Consider the following 18400-nt stretch of genomic DNA (forward strand, 5'->3'; position numbering starts at 1 on the left):
GCATCCGAACACGTTCTTCCATGCGACAAGTCTCCACAAATGGCATCGGAAGCCCTCCCTCCGACGCACTATGACTTGTCAACCATCAACCCGGTTCATTCTGTCAGGGATCTGCCCGGGCTGTACCAATCGCTGCCCCTCACCCTAGCCCTCTCCCCGTTTGACGGGGAGAGGGGACGTGCCCCACGCGAGGTCTGTGGGCGACGGAGAGCGCGCGGATGTTCCCTTCGCCCCGTTTACGGGGAGAAGGTGCCGGCAGGCGGATGAGGGGCTGCCTCGCCGGTCTTCCAGCTGTTACTCCAATCAGGCAACCGTGACCGGAACCTCGGTCGAGGTGCGCATGGCGTGGCTGTAGGGGCAGACGATGTGGGCTGCCGCGGCGAGCTTTTCGGCGGTTTCGCGGTCGAGGCCGGGGATGTTTACGGTCAACGCCACTTCGATACCGAAGCCGGTTCCGTCTTCGCGCGGGCCGATACCGACCTTGGCGGAGACCGTCGTTTCCTCGGGAATCTTGACCTTCTGCTGGCCCGCGACAAATTTCAGGGCACCGAGGAAGCAGGCGGAATAACCGGCGGCGAAAAGCTGTTCGGGATTGGTGCCGGTTGCGCCGTCGCCGCCGAGTTCCTTCGGAACGGTCAGGGTCACGTCGAGAACGCCATTTTCGGAAACGGCGCGGCCGGCGCGGCCGCCGGTGGCAGAGGCTTGGGTCGTATAGAGAATAGGCATGACAATCTCCTTTGGTTGGCCCTTCGATCGGGGTTGGATTTTTAATATCGCACAATTAATTTGTACGCAAGTTAATTTTGCAAATTGCATTTCCACGTCGAAAAGAAGACAATCGCAGCCGTAGAGCAGAATGATTTTTGGCTGGCTCGGCCCAAAATCTGAATCCTGCTCTACCTTAAAGTGAGAGCATGATGTTGTCCGACACCGCTCACACTTTTCGGCATCATGCTCTGGGATGGTGGATATGAAAGCGCAAACGGCAAAGACGATGCAGATACCGGACGAGGAGAAGCGGCTGGAAAAGCAGCTGTGCTTCGCGGTCTACGCGACGGCGCATGCCTTCACCCGCGCCTACAAACCGATCCTCGACAGGGTCGGCCTCACCTATCCGCAATATCTGGTGATGCTGGTGCTGTGGGAGCGCAGCGAGCTGCCGGTGAAGACGATCGGCGAGCAGCTGGATCTCGATTCCGGCACGCTGTCGCCGCTGTTGAAGCGACTGGAACAAAGCGGGCTGATCAAGCGCATCCGCGACCTGCGCGACGAGCGCCAGGTAATCGTGTCGCTGACCCCGAAGGGCGAGGCGATGAAGGCCGAGGTCGATACGATCATGACGGCGATCGGACAAGCCGCCGGCTGCACGCTGGAGGAGATGGGAGAGATGCGCGACATGCTGCATCGGCTGCGGGCCAATCTCGGCCGGGCCGGCCTCGCCGGCGGCTGAAGGCGCTAAAACGCTTTAGCTCTTGTTCTCACGCGGAGCGTTGCCGCAAAACCGCTGCGCACATTTTCGCTTTCACGAAGCCTGCTGGGAAGGATCAAGGCCGCCGCGGAGCGGCTTTGGCCGCCTGCCGGCGCTTCTTTGCGGGCGCGGCTTCCGCTTCCGCCTCGGCCGCCTGCTGCAGGCGCAACGCCTTCAGCTTTTCCGTCTTCTTATCGCGGGCCGAGGCCTCGGCCGCGATGATGGCGCGCGCCGTCTGATCGGTCGCTTCCGCCTTGTCGCGGGGCGACAGCTTGGCGGGATTGAAGAATTCGTCCTTGGTGGCGGTCATATGCCCCTTTCTCGGGTGCTGGCGATGCGCCGCGGCGCCATGGCGGGCCGCGATTTCACCGGCCGTGGCTGCACGGCCGGGCCGCTAGGTTCGCGGCCGGGTTAGCGGGCGCGGAGAACCTTTTTCGGCGCCGGCAGCAGGCCTTCGCGCTGCAGCTTCTTGCGGGCGAGTTTGCGTTGGCGGCGAATGGCTTCTGCCTTTTCGCGAGCCCGCTTTTCGGATGGCTTCTCGAACGCGCTGCGCGCCTTCATTTCACGGAACAGGCCTTCGCGCTGCATCTTCTTCTTCAGTACGCGCAGCGCCTGATCGACATTGTTATCCCTGACGAGTACCTGCAAAACGATGTCCTTCCTTCGGCGGCCGGGCCGCCCATAGATATGAAAGCCGGGAGCATGTCCCGATCCCGACGCCCGAAACGGGCGATCAAAACAAAAAGGCCGGGCTCGAACCCGACCTCTTCCTGTCACTCAGCCCATCCGCCGCCATTCCTGGTCGGCCCGCCGCCATCATTTGGCCGGCTCGCTGCCAGTACATCCGTGGTCAGCGTGCCGCCATATCGATGATCGACCGAGGCGAATGACAAATCATGCGGCCTGAAGGTTGTCGGCCGCGTTCTTGCCCGAGCGCTTGTCGCGAACGAGGTCGTAACGGACCTTCTGACCTTCGGTGAGTTCGCGCATGCCAGCGCGCTCGACTGCCGAAATGTGGACGAAAACGTCCGTGGAACCATCATCGGGCTGGATGAAGCCAAAACCCTTGGTACCATTGAACCACTTGACGACGCCTGAATTCATAACGATCTCCTTTCAACCGTTTGTGTGCGCCCGGGAAGGATGTCCGCGGGCAGTATCGATGTTGAGACGAGATCTGACGAGGCGCTTTTGGCGCATGGACAAAGGTCACAAGCAATATTCGATACGCCCCATGTAGGGCTTTTATCGAATTAAGCAATGCTAAATCAGAAATAAAACTTTTCCTGGCAAGACAATGGCGGCCGGAAAGCGGCGGAGGCGGCCGGCTGGCGGCCGCCTCGGCGGCATCACTGCCAGACGACGATCGGCGCCTTTGTCGGAACGCGGTCGTAGAGATCGATGATATCCTGGTTCATCAGCCGGACGCAGCCCGAGGAGACGGCCTTGCCGATCGAGCGCCAGTCGGGGTTGCCGTGCAGGCGGTAGAGCGTGTCCTCGCCGTTCGAGAAGATATAGAGCGCCCGGGCGCCGAGCGGGTTCTTCAGACCCGGCTCCATGCCGCCGTTATCGATCGAATATTTGACGAGTTCCGGCTGGCGGGCGACCATCTCGTTCGGCGGCTTCCAGCGCGGCCATTTCTGCCGCCACTGGATGACGCCCGATCCCTGCCAGGCAAATCCCTCGCGGCCGATGCCGACACCGTAACGCATCGCCATGCCATCGGCTTGGACGAGATAGAGGAAGCGCGACGGCGTATCGACGACGATAGTGCCGGGCGGCTGACCGGTGGGATCGACGACGCGCTGGCGATAGTAGCGCGGATCGATCTCTTCATAAGGGACGGCGGGAATAAGGAAGCCGCCATCCTCGACCGGGCCGTACATGACGGCAAGCTCGGCGCCGCTCGGCACGCTCGAGGCTCCCGGCGACTGGAACAGACGCATGGGCGAACGGTAGATGATCGACGTGTCGCCCGATGTCACGGTGTTGGCGGAGGAGGCGCAGCCGGTGAGCGCGGAGGCTGCCGTCAGTGCCGAAAGGGAGAGAAAGCTGCGGCGGGAAAGATGGCTATCGGAACTCATGACGCGGGACTGATTTCCTTTTGATGCGGGAATCCTGGGATAACGACATGAGGAAATCTATCGGCTTGCGCCAAATAAACCATAGCTTCACGCAGACGTGTTCCTGATGGAGCCGACGATATGAAGAGCGCTGTTGCAGCGCTACATCACAACGATCTCGGCCCTGGCAGGCAGGCGGTCGTAGAGATCGACGACATCCTGGTTCAGCATGCGCACGCAGCCGGACGAGGTGGCCTTGCCGATCGACTGCCAGTCGGGCGTGCCGTGGATGCGATAGAGCGTATCCTGCCCGTCCTTGAAAATATACATGGCGCGGGCGCCGAGCGGGTTCTGCAGCCCCGGATTCATGCCGCCATTTTCGGCCGAAAAAGCGCGGACATCGGGCTGACGCGAGACCATTTCGGCCGGCGGCGTCCAGCGCGGCCATTTCTGCTTCCACTGGATGACGCCGCGGCCCGACCAGGCGTAACCGTCGCGGCCGAGGCCGACGCCGTAACGCATCGCCTTGCCGTTGCCTTCGACGAAATAGAGGAAACGCGCCTTGGTATCGACGACGACGGTGCCGGGGCGCTCCGCCGTCTGGTAATCGACCTCCTGGCGCAGGTATTGCGGCTGGACGCGACTGACCGGGATGGCCGGCAGGGTGAAGTCCTCGTCGCGCAACTCGCCATACATGGTCGCGTGCACGGGGTTGGTGACCGGCAGACCATAGGTCTGGTTGAACTGGGTCCTGTAGAGTTCGCGGGTCTGCGGCACCGGCTGATCGGGTATCGGCCGCACGCGGCGCGGATCGACGCCGGGCGGCTGATAGAAGACCGGCGAGGTTTCCTGGACGAAGCGGGCGGGCGAATCGGCGGCGACATCGGGAATGAGGATGTTGCAGCCGCTGAGCGACGCAGCGACCATCACCAGCCCGGCAATCGGGAAGACCCGGCGCAGAATATTCATGGAACCACCCTTATCAACGATCGGCGAGACAGCGATATCTGCCGGACGATGGCATTCGCGGCTGGCGCGAGGCTGGTGTTGAGGTGCGAAAAGCCGGGAGATTAAAACGACCAGAGCCGCTGCGCCTCGCCGCGAAGGGCGGCGATCGCCCGTACGGCAAGATCGCCGTCCATCTGCAGAACGCTTGCAGCGTGTTTCAATTCCGTCTCGTCCTCAAGCCTGGCGAGGACCCAGCTGATCTTGCGTTCGATGTCCCGGCCATAAGCTTCCGTCGCCTTCGTGACGGCGACGGCGGGAATCTCGATATAGCGGGTAAGAAGCATGCCGAGATCGATAGCATCGCGGTAGGCGACAGCCCTGTCCTGGCAGCGGTCAGCATTGGCGAGCAGTTTTTCGGCGAACATATCGGGCAGCGACAGCATTGGCACGTTCAGTCGCGAATCAAAAGTACCTTCAAGTGCGATCCGCGCTTCGCGCACGATTTCGAAGCGAATAGCCTGACCTTCGAGAGTAAGGACCGTACGTATGCCGTATTGGTCGGTCCTGAAGTCCCTGAGCGTCGTGACCGGCTCTCCGAAAAAGGCTCCTGCTCCGCTTTCGATCGCCGCCAGGCGCAGGACACGATATCCTTCGCCATCCGCACAGAGAAAATCGACGTCAAGCGACAGCCGGTATTCGTCGAGATTCATGACGATGGCTGTTCCGCCGGCAAAACAACACTTATTGGCCAGAAAAAAATCCGCCCGCATCAGCCGGAGGGCCGCAGCGATGGTGCGATGTTCGGGACGTCTGAATTCCATAATGGCCACCTGGTTTCCGCCCAAGCCTAAATACGAAGGATAAAGAAACGGAAAATCAGGAGACGAGCAGGACGCCGTTGCCATAGGCGGCGGTCAGATGGCGGATCAGTCGCTTCTCCCGCTCAGTCAGCCTGCTGGCATCGACGAAACGCCAGTTGCGTTCATACAGCGCAAAAACCTCCGAGGCAGGTATCGCGCGCGCGGGGTCACGATTCCAGACGAGCCCTTTCAGCTCGGGGAAGTCGTTCGGCACGATCATGGTCTCTGCGTCCGTCGTCATACCGGGAATATAGGCCCAATGGGCCTGCATTTGAAGCGGCGGCGAAAAATCAGGCCGCCACTCCATGGAAGAAGCGGATGCTCTGTTCGATCTCGGCCGGCAGCGCCGAGGTGTGGTTGCCGGCGACGGTGTCGGTTTCGATATGGATGCCCGCGGCGCGGGCGCGCCGGGCGAGCAGATCGGCGCGGTCGTTGAAATGCGACTCTTCCGTGCCGTGAACCACCCGGATGGGGCATTTGAAACTGTGGGCGTAACAGAGCGCCGAACGCACCTCGAATTCATGCGCATTGCTGTCGTCGAAACGGATGTCCTGGGGATAGCGGCTGAAGAAGCGGAAGGCGTTGGGATTGCCCGAAATCGGCGCGGCGGCGCGGAATTTTTGGGTGCTCATCGCCGTCAGCATGGCCAGCGTGCCGCCGATGCTGTGGCCGGCAATGAACAGGCGTTGCGGATCGACGCCCGGCAGATGCGCCAGGCGCTCGGCAGCGGCGAGAACGTCGTCGACCTCGTCGTAAAAGCCGGAGAAATTGCCCCTCTGGCCGTTTTCACCGCGCAGCGACGGCATCATCACGACATAGCCGGCATCCATATAGGGTTTCATCAGCTGCCAATGGCCGACACCCATGGCGTTGCCGCCATGCAGGAAAAGCACGGCCGGCTTCGCCGTACGCTCACGCTTATATTTGGAAACCCAGGCCGCCAGCTCCAGCTCGCCGCCATAGCCGGAACGGTAGAAGATCTTCTCGGCGTCGGCCGGCGCGGCCAACGGTTCGTATTTGTCGGGCGCCGGCCCCTTCTGCAGCAGCTTCGTGCGAAAACGGCGGCGGACCTCGGCGTAGTCGTGCTTGGCAAGGCGCGGTTCGTCCGGGACATCGAAGGCGGCGGCCATACGCGGCAAGACGAGCGCGCCGGCAAGACCCGCCAACACGGCACGGCGTTGGCGGAAAAAGGAATTTCGTTCATGCGAGCTCATGCGCAGCACCCAAATCATTTCCCCGGCTCGCAAGATTTGCACCGGAAACCGCGGTGGCGCCAATACACATCCTGTTGAAAATATCGCCCTGCGTCATTGTTGCGCAGGCGGCCCGCGACTCAGCCTGGCTTGGCGTCGATCATGGCGATCAGCGTGCGCAGCCGGTCGGCCTCGTAGGGCGGTTTATCGGGGCGAAGGCGGGCGATGCGGGGGAAGCGCATGGCGACCCCGGATTTGTGCCGTGTCGAGCGGTTGATGCCCTCGAAGGCGACCTCGACGACGAAGCCGAAATCCCTGTCGGCGCGCACGGCCCGAACCGGGCCGAACCGCTCTGTCGTATTGTTGCGCACGAACTTGTCTAGCAGCTCGAGCTCGGCATCGGTGAAACCGAAATAGGCCTTGCCAACAGGCACCAGCTGTTCGCCGTCCTCGTCGTCGGCCCAGACGCCGAAGGTGAAATCGGAATAATAACTGGAGCGTTTGCCGTGGCCGCGCTGGGCATACATCAGCACGGCATCGACGTTGTAGGGATTGCGCTTCCACTTGAACCAGGGCCCCTTCATGCGGCCGGCCTGGTAGATGCTGTCGCGGCGCTTGATCATCACCCCCTCGATGACCGGATCGGGCGGGGCGGCGCGCAAAGCATCGAGCTCCTCCCAGGATGAGAACGGCACGAGCGGCGACAGATCGAAGCGATCGTGGGGGGCGCGGTCGATGATTTCGGAAAGATGCTCGCGGCGATCGACATAGGTGCGGCCGCGCACATCCTCCTCATCGTCGAAGAGCAGGTCATAGGCGCGGATGAAGGCGGGGTAATCGTCGAGCATCTTTGCGGTCACCGTCTTGCGGTTCAGGCGCTGCTGCAGATCGGAGAAGGTGCGGGTCGGGCTGTTGGAGCGGGCGGTGCCGCCGACCAGCAGCTCGCCATCGACGACGCCTGAAAAATTGATGGCGTCGAGAATATCGGGAAAGGCGCCGGAGATATCGTCGCCGGAGCGGGAATAGATCTTGCGCCGGTCGCCGGAGCGGGAAAGCTGGACGCGGATGCCGTCCCATTTCCACTCGGCGGCGTAGTCGCCCGGGTCGAGACCGGTAAGATCCCCCTCCTCCACCGCATTGGCGAGCATGACGGAATGAAAGATCGCCGGCGTCGCCAGCGCCGGCTTGTCGCCGCCGCCCGTCAGCCACTGGAACAATGTCTCATACGGCGGCTGCAGGCCGTGCCAGAGCGTTTCGATCTCGGTGACGTCCTTGCCGCCGAGATCGGCGAGCGCCTGCTTGGCAAGGCGGGCGGAGACGCCGATGCGCATGGCCCCGGTCGCCAGCTTGATGAAGGCGAAGCGGCCGGAGGAATCCAGCCGGTCGAGCAGGTCGCGGACATAGCCGCGCACTTCGGTGCGGCCGAGCCCGTTCATGCGGCTGACGACCTCGCCGAGGCGCGGCTGGGCAAGGGCGGAACGGTCTATATCCCGCTCATTGTCCCAGACGAGCGAGATGGTTTCGGCGAGATCGCCGACATAATCGTAGGAATAGCGGAACAGTACCTCGTCCATGCGCTCGAGCACCAGCTCGCGCAGCATGGCCGGCTTGACATTGCGCACCTCCAGCGTGCCGGCGATGGCGGCAAGGCCGTAACCGCGGTCGGGATCTGGCGTGTCGCGGAAATAGTCGGTCAGCAGCTTGAGCTTGCCGTTGCGGCTGGGGGTCAGCACGAGGCGGTCGAGGAGGTCGGCGAAGGCTTTCATGAGGGCCTCCGATTCTGGGAAGAAAACCCCTCCCCAACCCCTCCCCACCGGTGGGAGGGGCTAATGCGCCGCATTGCCCTGCCCTCTTTCGACCTCAGCATTCGCTGCAAAGATTTTGCGGTGGGACGGTGCGACGCGTTAAGCCCCTCCCCCTTGTGGGGAGGGGTTGGGGAGGGGTTTTTCAGCACATAGCTCATCTCAATCCGCCTCATCCTCATAACCCACCAGATGCAGCGGTTTGGCCTTGATGCCCTGCAATTGGCACCAGCGCACCAGCGCCTCTTCGCGGCCGTGGGTCACCCAGACCTCGGCCGGGTGCAGCTCCCGGATCGTTTCGGTCAGTTCCGGCCAGTCGCAATGATCGGAGATGACGAGCGGCAGTTCGACACCGAGCTGTTTGGCGCGCTGGCGCACCATCATCCAGCCGGAGGCGAATGCCGGCAGCGGCTCGTTGAAGCGGCGCGCCCAGCGGTCGGCGAAGGCCGAAGACGGGCCGATGACGACCGCGCCCTTGAAGGCGGATCTGTCGCGGCTTTCGATGGTCGCCGGCAGCAACTCGCCGAGATCGATGCCCTGGCCGATATAATAGTCGCAGAGTTTTTCCATGGCGCCGTGGATATAGATTGGTTCGGCATAACCGGCATCGCGCAACAGCCGGATGACCCGCTGCGCCTTGCCCAGCGCATAGGCGCCGACGAGATGGGTTCGCTCGGGAAATTGGCGGAGCGAGGCCAGCAGCTTGCCGGTCTCGTCGATCGGATCTGGATGATGGAAGACCGGCAGGCCGAAGGTCGCCTCGGTGATGAAGACATCGCAGGCGATCAGCTCATAGGGCGCGCAGGTCGGGTCGGGGCGGCGCTTGTAATCACCGGAGACGACAATGCGGGTGCCGTTCTTCTCGATGGCGATCTGGGCGGAGCCGAGCACATGGCCGGCGGGATGAAAGCCCACCTTGACGCCGTTGATCAGCAGCTCCTCGCCGAAACCGGCACTCTGCTCGCCGGCACAAAAGCCCTCGCCATAGCGCAGCCGCATGATGTCGAGCGTCTGGCGGGTGGCGAGCACGTTCACGTGACCGGGTCGGGCGTGATCGGAATGGCCGTGGGTGACGAGCGCCCGCTCCACCGGCCGCACCGGATCGACGTAGAATCCGCCTTCCGGGCAATAGAGCCCTTCCGGGGCGGGATAAAGCAACGGGTCAGCTCTCATGCAGCAAGAGATAGCGGCAAATGAGCGCGAGGCCAGAGGGAGCGCTTCAAGACGGGAGCCCGTCGAGGAAGGACAGCACTGCGGCGTTGAACTCGGCCGGCCGCTGCAGCGGCGCAAAATGGCTGACGCCCTTGAGAGTGATCATCTGAGCGTCCGGAATGCTGCGGGCGAGATATTCGGCATGCTCGGGCTTGATGAACTCGTCGTGTTCGCCGAGCACGATCGCAACCGGCACGCGGATGCGGCCGAGGTCTTCGGCCCGATAATTCGGCTCCGTGCGCATCATCAGGCTGACCGCTTCGACGAAGCCATTGAAATCGTCCGGCGTGGCCGACAAGGCCGCATAATCCTTGGCGTGGCGGCTGAAGCAACGGTCGATGACCGGGGTCGCAACGAATTCCAGGGTGCCGCTCGGATCCATGTTGCAGGCAAAAAAGAAGACGCCCGCGACACGTGACGGCGCCGTCGCGGCGAGGATCAGCGCGATGCAGGCGCCATCGCTCCAGCCGACAAAGGCCGCTTTCTCCAGAGAGAGTTCGTCCATGACCGCAAGCACGTCTGATGCCATCAGCTCATAACTATAGGGACGGGCATCGCGCGTGCTGCGGCCATGGCCGCGGCTATCAATCAGCACGACGCGGCGGCCGCTTTGGAGCAGCGCCGGGACCTGGTAGCCCCAGTTGCCGCTGTGGCCGAGGCCGCCATGCAGCAGGATGACGGCAGGGCCGGCGCCGTAGCTCGCATACCAGATGCGGGCGCCGGCGCGTCCGACATGACCTTCGATAGAAGCCGGCGGCAAGGGTTCGGCGCCATGGGCTTCGAAACGGATGAGTTCGTCGTCCTGTTGTTCCATTGATGCCAGTCCTCTCCTGAGATAAACGCGCTTAGAAAAGCCGGAAAACGGCCCAAGAACAACCAGAATCGCTTTCTAGCTGTTGCCTTCTTCGATGCAATCAGGGGGAGCAATATGGGCAGGAAGCTTTTCTATAGCGCGGCGGCGGTCGCGTTCGCCGCGGCCGCCATCTATCTCAACAATAGCAGCCTGCTTGCCGCGCATCGGCCGGGAAAGCCGGTGCTGCTCGCCCATCGCGGTATCGCCCAGCGGTTCGACGAGACCGATCTGAAGAACGATACCTGCACGGCAAGCCGCATACTGCCGCCGAAACACGATTATCTCGAGAACACGATCCGCTCGATGCAGGCAGGGTTTGCCGCCGGCGCCGATATCATCGAGATCGACGTGCATCCGACGACGGACGGGCAATTCGCCGTCTTCCACGACTGGACACTCGACTGCCGCACCAACGGCCACGGCGTTACCCGCGAACATTCGATGGCTGAGATGCGGAAGCTCGACATCGGCTACGGCTATACGGCCGATGACGGCAAGAGCTTTCCCTTCCGCGGCCGCGGCATCGGCCTGATGCCGACGCTGGCGCAGGTGCTGTCGACCTTTCCGGATCGGCGCTTCCTCATCAATATCAAGAGCCGTGATCCATCCGAGGGGGAAAAGCTTGCCGCCGTGCTCAACGGGCTTTCGGCGGCACGACGGGCCGAGATCATCGTCTATGGCGGCGATGCGCCGATCGACGTCCTTCGCCGGCTGGTGCCCGATATCAAAACGGCCTCGCGCCAGAGTCTCAAGGGCTGCCTGTTCGGCTATATCGGCTATGGCTGGACCGGCCTCATGCCGGATGCCTGCAAGCAGCGGATGATGCTGGTGCCGATCAATATCGCGCCCTGGCTCTGGGGCTGGCCTGACCGTTTTCTCAACCGGATGCAGGATGCCGGCACCGAAATTTTCGTGCTTGGCCCTTATCGAGGCGGTGAATTTTCCACCGGTATCGACGACCCCGCGCAGTTGGCGCGGCTGCCACCAAACTATGCGGCAGGCATTTGGACGAATGAGATCGAGACGATCGGACGGCTCCTGGAATAAGGCGGAGCGCCGCCCGCCTCAGAACTCCTCCCAGTCGCCGCCGGCGACTGCCGCGTTGCCATGGAAGGCTGCGCCGACCTTTGCAGCCATTGCCCGCGGCGCTGATGCGACGGGCCTGGAAGCGGCAGTTGCCATGGTGGGGCGCTGCTGGCGTGAGGCTGGGCCGCCGATATTGAACTGGCCCAGCAGTTGGAAAAGCGCGTCGGCTTCCTTGGCGAGGCTATGTGCGGCAGCCGTCGATTCCTCGACCATAGCGGCGTTCTGCTGCGTGCCCTGGTCCATGGTGTTTACCGCGGTGTTGATTTCCTTCAACCCCGTCGCTTGCTCCCTTGAACTCTCGACGATCGCAAGAACATTGCTGTTGACCTGCTGAACCTGGGCGACGATCTCTTCGAGAGCCTTGCCGGTTTCGCCGACCAGCGTCACCCCGCTCTTCACATGCTCGTTGGAGGCCCCGATCAATTCCTTGATCTCCTTTGCCGCCTTGGCCGATCTTTGAGCAAGCTCGCGAACCTCTTGCGCGACCACCGCAAAACCCTTGCCGGCATCGCCCGCGCGCGCCGCCTCGACGCCGGCGTTAAGCGCCAGGAGATTGGTCTGGAAGGCGATTTCGTCGATGACGCCGATGATGTTGCCGATCTCTGCGGACGATGTTTCGATCTTGCCCATCGCATCGACGGCGCTGCGGACTACCGCGCCGGAACGCTCGGCGTTCTCGCGCGTCCTTCGAACCAGCTGGCCGGCTTCCTGGGCGCGGTTGCTCGAATCGGAGACCGTTGTGGTGATCTCTTCAAGGGCGGCTGCGGTTTCCTCGACGGAGGCCGCCTGCTGTTCCGTGCGCTTCGACAGATCATCCGAGGCGGAACGAACCTGCTGGGCGCCTGCAGCGATGCCGGTTGCGTTTTCGGCCACGGCCTGCATCGCTGCGCGCAGCTTGCCGACGGCGGCGTTGAAGTCGGTCCGAATTTTTTCCAGCGTCGGAATGAACGGGGTTGCGACTTCCTGGGTCAGGTCGCCGGCGGACAGCGCCATCAGGCAAGCCGCCAACTGATCGACGTTGTTGACGCGGGCGGTCACGTCGGTCGCGAACTTGACGACCTTGAACACCCTGCCGTTCATGTCGAAGATCGGATTGTAGGAAGCCTGGATGTAAACCTTTTTGCCGCCCTTGCCGATGCGCAGGAACTCGTCGGCCACGAATTCGCCGGCTGACAGCCGCGCCCAGAACCGCCGGTAATCGTCACTGTTGGCGTAAGCGCTGTCACAAAACATCGAATGGTGACGGCCCTGGATCTCGCCAAGCTGATAGCCGAGCGCGGACAGGAAATTCTCGTTCGCCGTCAAGATCTCGCCCTTCGGCGTGAATTCGATGACCGCCTGAGCGCGCGACAGCGCGCTGATCTTGCCGGCATCCTCGGCGCTTTGCAGCTTCTGCCTGGTGATATCGGTCGCGAATTTCACCACCTTGTAGGGTTTGCCGCCACTGAGGACCGGGTTATAGGAGGCTTCGATCCAGATTTCCTTGCCGCCCTTGCCGATACGCTTGTATTGGCGCTGGTCGAACTCGCCTCGGCCGAGCTTCGCCCAGAATTCGCGATAGTCGGCCGACGAGGCTTCCGCGGGTTCGACGAACATCCGGTGATGCTGGCCGACAATCTCGGACAATTGGTACCCGAGCGCAGCGCAGAAATTGGCATTGGCGGTCAGAATCCTGCCGGTGAGGTCGAATTCGATGATGGCCTGCGATCTGCTCATCGCCGCCAGGACGGCCTTGGCATCCGAACCGAAGCCGAATCCTATTGTCTTCATGCTCTTCCCCTAGCTCACATCGAGCGAATGACTGCCGCCACCCATCACGGATTTGCGCTGGACGGGCACCCCTGAAATAAAATCCGATAAATTCTTTAAGCTTCCTTTGACCGAGCCATTGCGAAATCCGATGGCCGACGTTCGAGCCGAATCGACAAATAAGAAAACAGAATCATTGGCTTGAAACACGATTTCCGCGTCGGAAGCCGATTTTCCGGGAAGTTGGCGAACGCGAGGTTACTGAGTTTTTGGCCTCGGCCGCTCCGAACAGTTCTAAGATCCGTAAACTCTTTGTTAAGCAACGGCCGTCCGTCTGTTGCCGGCAGCTAAGGGCCTTTCCGTTTATTCTCGGCAGATGCATATTCCACCGTGCTTGGAGCATGCAGAATCAACTTCCGATACGAGCGGATAAGTGGACACCTCAGCCGCCAGGCGCCGCGAAAGCGATCGGAGAAAGACATGCCGCTCGAGGCCGAGTTCAGCCGAATTGAAGAAGTCGCTGCAGGCTTCAACACGCATTACGAAGTCTTCAAATATATGAAGCGTCTTACCCAGGACCTGGGCATGACGGCTTTCCTGATCATGACGCTCCCTACGGTCGACGTCGTCGAAATAGGCGCGACAAAGATCATCACCAACTGGCCGGCGGAGATGGTCGATTATTACGACGCCCATAACCTGTTGGTCGACAGTCCTGTCATCCGGCGGATGCTGAGGTCGACCAGCCCCTTCAACTATGATGTCGAGGCGATCAATACCAATCGCGGAGAAGCCAAGAAGTCCACCGTCATAGAGTTGTTCAGGCGGTACGGCATGGAAAAGGGCGCCTATTTTCCCGTGCATGATGCCGCGGCTGGACGCGGTGCCCTATCGATTTCGGGACCCCGGAATTTCAGCATGGTCGAAATGGCGAAGATCCTGTTTATCGCCACATTGATTTATGATCGGCTCTCACAGCTGACACTGAACGAAAAACACAAGCCGATTGCCTTCACGTCGAGCGAGCTGGACTGCCTGAGGCTGACGGCTGGGGGCAGGAAGAGCAGCGAAATCGCCAAACTTCTCGATCTGTCGGAAAACGCTGTCAACAATCATATCGGCAGCGTGATCAAGAAGCTCGGATGCACGACGAGAACACAGGCAGTCGTCAGCGCTCTGCGCCTCAATATCATTCGGGTTTAGGCCTTTCCTGGTCAGATCGACTGCGCCCGCAGCAATGGCGGAATCTCTTCCGGCGAAACCGGCCTGGAGAAGCGGTAGCCCTGCGCCTCCTCGCAATGCGCCTGCCGCAGGAAATCCATCTGGGCATCGGTCTCTACGCCTTCGGCGAGAACCGAAAGCTTCAGCGTCTGCGCCAGCGAGATGACGGCGGAGGCGATGGCGACGGCGGTCTTGTCGCCCGGCAGGGCCTCGACCAGCGACCGGTCCATCTTCAGCCGGTCAAAGGGGAAGGTCTTCAGCGCCGCAAGGCTGGAGTAACCGGAGCCGAAATCGTCGATCGACAGGCGCACGCCGAGCGCCCGCAGCGATGCCATCATCGCCAGCGCGCGTTCGGCATCCTGCATCACCACGCTTTCGGTGACCTCGAGTTCCAGCCAGTGGGATTGCAGGCGGTGACGCTCCAGCGCCTCGGCGACATGGCTTGCGAAATCCGGATCGGCGAATTGCTTGGCCGAGACGTTGACGGCGATCGTCAGCGGCGCGAGACCCATATCCTGCCAGGCGCGCGCCTGGCGGCAGGCCTCGTTCAGCACCCAGAGGCCGAGGGGAACGATGAGGCCGGTCTCTTCGGCGAGCGGGATGAAATTGACGGGCGGCACCCTGCCCTTGGCCGGATGGTTCCAGCGGACCAGCGCCTCGATGCCGGTGATGCGGCCGGTGGCGACGTCGACCTGCGGCTGATATTCCAGGAACAGCTGATCGCCCGTGATCGCCTGGTGGAGCTCCTCCTGCTCGCCGAGCGGCATGCCGACCGACGTGCTGGCGCCATCGTGATGCTGCAGCGTATTGCGGCCGAGCTGCTTGGCCCGGTACATGGCGCGGTCGGCATTGGCGAGAAGCTCTTCGGCGGTTGCGCCGTCGACGGGGAAGGCGGCGACGCCGATGCTGGCGGTAACGGCGATATCACCGCTCTCGCCGCGCATCGGCCGGTTGATCGCCTTCTGCAACTCGCGCAGGCGCCGCGCAATGCCGGCATCGTGGCTCGACTGGTGGACGAGCACCACGAGGAATTCGTCGCCGCCGAGCCGCACCACCATATCTGAGGCGCGGACGCTGTTGGCCATGCGGGTGGCGATCTCCTTCAGCACCTCGTCGCCGGCGGCGTGACCGCGGCCGTCATTGATGTCCTTGAAATTGTCGAGATCGATATAGGCGACGGTGACCTTGCGGTTGTTGCGCCGGGCCTGATCGAGAATATTGGCCAGCCGCTCCTTCAGGAAGGCGCGGTTCGGCAGGCCGGTCAAATCATCATGATGGGCCATGAAATGGATGCGGTCGTGGACCCGCTTGCGCTCGATGGCGATGCCGGCGATGTGCGTGGCGAGCGCCACCAGCTTCATTTCATGCTCTGTGGGGCGGCGGACTTCCCTGGAATAAAGCGCGAAGGTGCCGAGCACATTATTCTCAGAGGTGGCGATCGGCGTCGACCAGCAGGAGCGGAAGCCGAAGGGCGCTACCAGCGCGCGGAAATCCTCCCACAGCGGGTCGCTCATCACGTCCTCGACGATGACAGACTGGCCGCGCCAGGCGGCGGTGCCGCAGGAGCCGACCTTGGGACCGATCGTGACGCCGTCGATCAGGCGGCTGTAGCCGCCGGGCAGATTGGGAGCCGCGCCTTGATAGAGTCTGGTGCCTTCGCTGTCGAGCAGCAGCACCGATCCGTCGATGCCGGTCAGTTGCGCCTCGATCATCAGCACCAGCGCCTCGAGGACCATCGGCAGCGGCTCGTTGCGGGCGATCATTTCCAGCAGTTTCGCCTGGCCGCGATGGAGATCCTCCTGGAGCTTGCGTTCGGTGATATCGCGGGAAACTCCGATCAGCCCGACGATTTCGCCGCGGTCGTTGCGCAGCGGAATCTTCGAGGTCAGCCGGCATACCGGCCGGGGGCTGCCTGGAAGAACGACCGTTTCCTCCATGTCGATCCGGGCCTGGCCGGTCGCCATGATCTGCTGCTCAATATCGAAATGACGGCGCGCCACCTCGAAATCGAACAGGTCGAAATCGCGCTTGCCGGTGAGCTCTTCGGCACTCCCGAAGCCAAGGTTGCTGGCGGTGACGGCATTGGCGAAGACGAAGCGGCTGTCACGATCCTTGACGTAGAGGAAATCGGGCAGTTCGTGGATGATCGCTTTCAGGCGCAGGTTCTCGACGCCCTCGGAGAGGTGGTGGGCGGTCGACGCCATCATTGCCTCGGTCGCGGCGACGAAGCGCCGCGTTTCGGCCGTCAGAGCCTCGGCCGATTCCCATCGCCTGGCTGTTTCGTGCATAACCCCATTCTCCCCGGCCCCGCAATCGTCATTTCCCTTCAAAGTAGTCCTGAAGTCCTTCGGCTTGCTTAAGTGAAAGAGTGAACAACACGCCAAAATAAGCGGCGAGATCCTGCCCTCAACCTCGCTCGCACGGGCAATTTCGCGGGCCGGGGAAAAGTTTGTGCCAAAAGAAGACAGGCGGGATGGCACGTTTCCTGCTACGAGGGCGCCATGACAGGAGCGCCTGGAATGCCTTCACGCCGCGACACGCTTCTCTTTCTCGCCGCCTCAGCGGTTGCGGGCGGGGCGTCGCGCGCGCTGGCCTCGCCGCTGACGGCAGCCGCCCAGCCCGACCTGCGCGGCGCGATCGACGCGGTCGAATATCGCGCCGTTCCCGAAAGCGGCGACCGCAAGGCCCGCAACCTGGAGCAGATGATCAAACGGGCGGCGGCCGAGAATGTGCCGGTCTTCCTACCGCCCGGCACCTACCGGATCTCCAATCTCACCTTGCCCGACAATACCCGCATTACGGGCGTGCCGGGCGCGTCGCGGATCGTCTATACCGGCGACGGCCATCTCTTTGCGGCCGAGAATGTGCGGCGCATCGAGCTTTCCAATCTCGTCATCGACGGCGGCAACCGCTGGCTCGGCGATTATGCCGGCGGGCTCCTGCAATTTACCGGCGTCGACGAGGTGCTGATCGACAATTGCGAGATCGGCGGCAGCCGCAAGCACGGCCTGCAGCTGGAGCGCTGCGGCGGGCGGATCGAACGCAGCCGCATCTCAGGCGCTGCCCAATCGGGGCTTTACGCCATCGATTCCGCCAATCTTTCGGTCACCGGCAATACGATCGCCGATTGCGGCAATGGCGGCATTCTCGTGCATCGCTGGAAGAAGGCGGAAGACGGCACGGTGGTATCCGGCAACCGTATTTCCAACATCCGCGCCAATGACGGCGGCACCGGCCAGAACGGCAACGGCATCAACATCTTCCGCGCCGACGGGGTGATGGTGGTGAACAACCATATTTCCGACTGCGCCTTTACGGCGATCCGCGCCAATTCGGCCTCGGACATCCAGATCAGCAGCAACCAGTGCCGGCGGTCCGGCGAGACGGCGATCTATGTCGAATTCGCCTTCGAGGGTGCCGTGGTCTCCGCCAATCTGATCGATGGGGCGGCCAACGGCATCTCGATCGCCAATTTCGACGAGGGTGGCAGGCTCGCCAGCGTCACCGGCAATGTCGTGCGCAACCTGACGCTGAAGGGACCCTACCAGCACGAGGTCGGCTTCGGCATCGGCATCGCGGCGGAGGCCGATACACTGGTGTCGGGCAATGTGATCGAAGGGGCGCCGCGCTGGGGACTGCAGATCGGCTGGGGCGCCTATCTGCGCAATGTCGTCGTCAGCGGCAATGTGGTGCGCAAGGCCCCGGTCGGCTGCGCCGTCTCGGTCGCCGACGGCGCCGGCACCGCCGTCATCACCGACAATGTCTTTCAGGAAACCAAAGACGGCGCGGTTCTCGGCTTCGCGTGGGAGAAGAAAGTCTCCGGCGAGTTGGCGGACGGCGGCTCGCCCTATGCGCAGCTCACCATCGAGCGAAACCGCGTGTCCTGACGGCCAGCAACGACCGCCGGCGGCTCTGCACGCGGCAAAACCTCACGCAGGTGAGCAC

18 protein-coding genes are annotated in these 18400 nt (G+C 62.5%); 4 read left to right on the forward strand and 14 right to left on the reverse strand.

The window, feature by feature from the left end; translation table 11 throughout:
* Positions 1 to 303: 303 nt before the first annotated feature.
* The gene (locus EFD56_RS27400; RefSeq protein ID WP_004676027.1) at positions 304 to 726 is read right to left on the reverse strand and encodes an organic hydroperoxide resistance protein; all 423 of its coding nucleotides are present in this window, start codon (positions 724 to 726) and stop codon (positions 304 to 306) included.
* Positions 727 to 961: 235 nt separating this feature from the next.
* Here EFD56_RS27400 and EFD56_RS27405 point away from each other — a divergent pair, with 235 nt between their 5' ends.
* Positions 962 to 1450 (forward strand): MarR family winged helix-turn-helix transcriptional regulator, encoded by a 489-nt coding sequence (locus tag EFD56_RS27405; protein ID WP_037116345.1) that lies wholly within the window; start codon positions 962 to 964, stop codon positions 1448 to 1450.
* Positions 1451 to 1544: 94 nt separating this feature from the next.
* Here EFD56_RS27405 and EFD56_RS27410 read toward each other — a convergent pair whose 3' ends face one another.
* From EFD56_RS27410 to EFD56_RS27460, 11 genes are all read right to left on the reverse strand, one after another.
* On the reverse strand, positions 1545 to 1778 hold the full coding sequence (locus EFD56_RS27410; protein WP_126906772.1) for a hypothetical protein: 234 nt from the start codon (positions 1776 to 1778) through the stop codon (positions 1545 to 1547).
* Between the two features lie 101 nt (positions 1779 to 1879).
* Entirely contained in the window at positions 1880 to 2116 is a 237-nt protein-coding gene (rpsU, locus tag EFD56_RS27415) for a 30S ribosomal protein S21 (protein WP_003569533.1), read from the reverse strand.
* Between the two features lie 246 nt (positions 2117 to 2362).
* Positions 2363 to 2572 carry a cold-shock protein gene (locus tag EFD56_RS27420; RefSeq protein ID WP_004676036.1) on the reverse strand — a complete coding sequence of 70 codons (210 nt, stop codon included), beginning with the start codon at positions 2570 to 2572 and terminating at the stop codon, positions 2363 to 2365.
* A 245-nt stretch (positions 2573 to 2817) separates the two neighbouring features.
* Positions 2818 to 3552 carry a L,D-transpeptidase family protein gene (locus EFD56_RS27425; protein WP_004676038.1) on the reverse strand — a complete coding sequence of 245 codons (735 nt, stop codon included), beginning with the start codon at positions 3550 to 3552 and terminating at the stop codon, positions 2818 to 2820.
* A gap of 141 nt (positions 3553 to 3693) precedes the next feature.
* Positions 3694 to 4500 (reverse strand): L,D-transpeptidase, encoded by an 807-nt coding sequence (locus EFD56_RS27430; protein WP_004676040.1) that lies wholly within the window; start codon positions 4498 to 4500, stop codon positions 3694 to 3696.
* A 101-nt stretch (positions 4501 to 4601) separates the two neighbouring features.
* Positions 4602 to 5300 carry a nucleotidyl transferase AbiEii/AbiGii toxin family protein gene (locus EFD56_RS27435; protein WP_126906824.1) on the reverse strand — a complete coding sequence of 233 codons (699 nt, stop codon included), beginning with the start codon at positions 5298 to 5300 and terminating at the stop codon, positions 4602 to 4604.
* A 55-nt stretch (positions 5301 to 5355) separates the two neighbouring features.
* Entirely contained in the window at positions 5356 to 5559 is a 204-nt protein-coding gene (locus tag EFD56_RS27440) for a hypothetical protein (RefSeq protein WP_244425776.1), read from the reverse strand.
* Positions 5560 to 5629: 70 nt separating this feature from the next.
* Positions 5630 to 6553, reverse strand: a complete 924-nt coding sequence (locus tag EFD56_RS27445) for an alpha/beta hydrolase family protein (protein WP_126906773.1) — start codon at positions 6551 to 6553, stop codon at positions 5630 to 5632.
* A 119-nt stretch (positions 6554 to 6672) separates the two neighbouring features.
* Entirely contained in the window at positions 6673 to 8298 is a 1626-nt protein-coding gene (locus EFD56_RS27450; RefSeq protein ID WP_126906774.1) for a cisplatin damage response ATP-dependent DNA ligase, read from the reverse strand.
* 198 nt (positions 8299 to 8496) lie between these two features.
* The gene (locus EFD56_RS27455) at positions 8497 to 9507 is read right to left on the reverse strand and encodes a ligase-associated DNA damage response exonuclease (protein ID WP_126906775.1); all 1011 of its coding nucleotides are present in this window, start codon (positions 9505 to 9507) and stop codon (positions 8497 to 8499) included.
* A gap of 46 nt (positions 9508 to 9553) precedes the next feature.
* Entirely contained in the window at positions 9554 to 10360 is an 807-nt protein-coding gene (locus EFD56_RS27460; RefSeq protein WP_126906776.1) for an alpha/beta fold hydrolase, read from the reverse strand.
* Positions 10361 to 10474: 114 nt separating this feature from the next.
* On the opposite strand from EFD56_RS27460, the gene EFD56_RS27465 reads away from it, so the two are divergent.
* On the forward strand, positions 10475 to 11446 hold the full coding sequence (locus tag EFD56_RS27465; RefSeq protein ID WP_126906777.1) for a glycerophosphodiester phosphodiesterase family protein: 972 nt from the start codon (positions 10475 to 10477) through the stop codon (positions 11444 to 11446).
* Between the two features lie 18 nt (positions 11447 to 11464).
* Here EFD56_RS27465 and EFD56_RS27470 read toward each other — a convergent pair whose 3' ends face one another.
* Positions 11465 to 13255 carry a methyl-accepting chemotaxis protein gene (locus EFD56_RS27470; protein WP_126906778.1) on the reverse strand — a complete coding sequence of 597 codons (1791 nt, stop codon included), beginning with the start codon at positions 13253 to 13255 and terminating at the stop codon, positions 11465 to 11467.
* Between the two features lie 459 nt (positions 13256 to 13714).
* Here EFD56_RS27470 and EFD56_RS27475 point away from each other — a divergent pair, with 459 nt between their 5' ends.
* The gene (locus tag EFD56_RS27475; protein WP_126906779.1) at positions 13715 to 14437 is read left to right on the forward strand and encodes a LuxR family transcriptional regulator; all 723 of its coding nucleotides are present in this window, start codon (positions 13715 to 13717) and stop codon (positions 14435 to 14437) included.
* 11 nt (positions 14438 to 14448) lie between these two features.
* On the opposite strand, the gene EFD56_RS27480 is transcribed toward EFD56_RS27475, so the two are convergent.
* Positions 14449 to 16743 (reverse strand): sensor domain-containing protein, encoded by a 2295-nt coding sequence (locus EFD56_RS27480; RefSeq protein WP_126906780.1) that lies wholly within the window; start codon positions 16741 to 16743, stop codon positions 14449 to 14451.
* Positions 16744 to 16974: 231 nt separating this feature from the next.
* On the opposite strand from EFD56_RS27480, the gene EFD56_RS27485 reads away from it, so the two are divergent.
* A complete protein-coding gene (locus EFD56_RS27485) occupies positions 16975 to 18342 on the forward strand; it encodes a TIGR03808 family TAT-translocated repetitive protein (protein WP_126906781.1) in 1368 nt (455 codons plus the stop codon).
* Positions 18343 to 18400 lie beyond the last annotated feature (58 nt).

Origin of the sequence: Rhizobium phaseoli, assembly GCF_003985125.1 — a bacterium.
In the GTDB taxonomy this organism is placed as follows: Bacteria; Pseudomonadota; Alphaproteobacteria; order Rhizobiales; family Rhizobiaceae; genus Rhizobium; species Rhizobium phaseoli.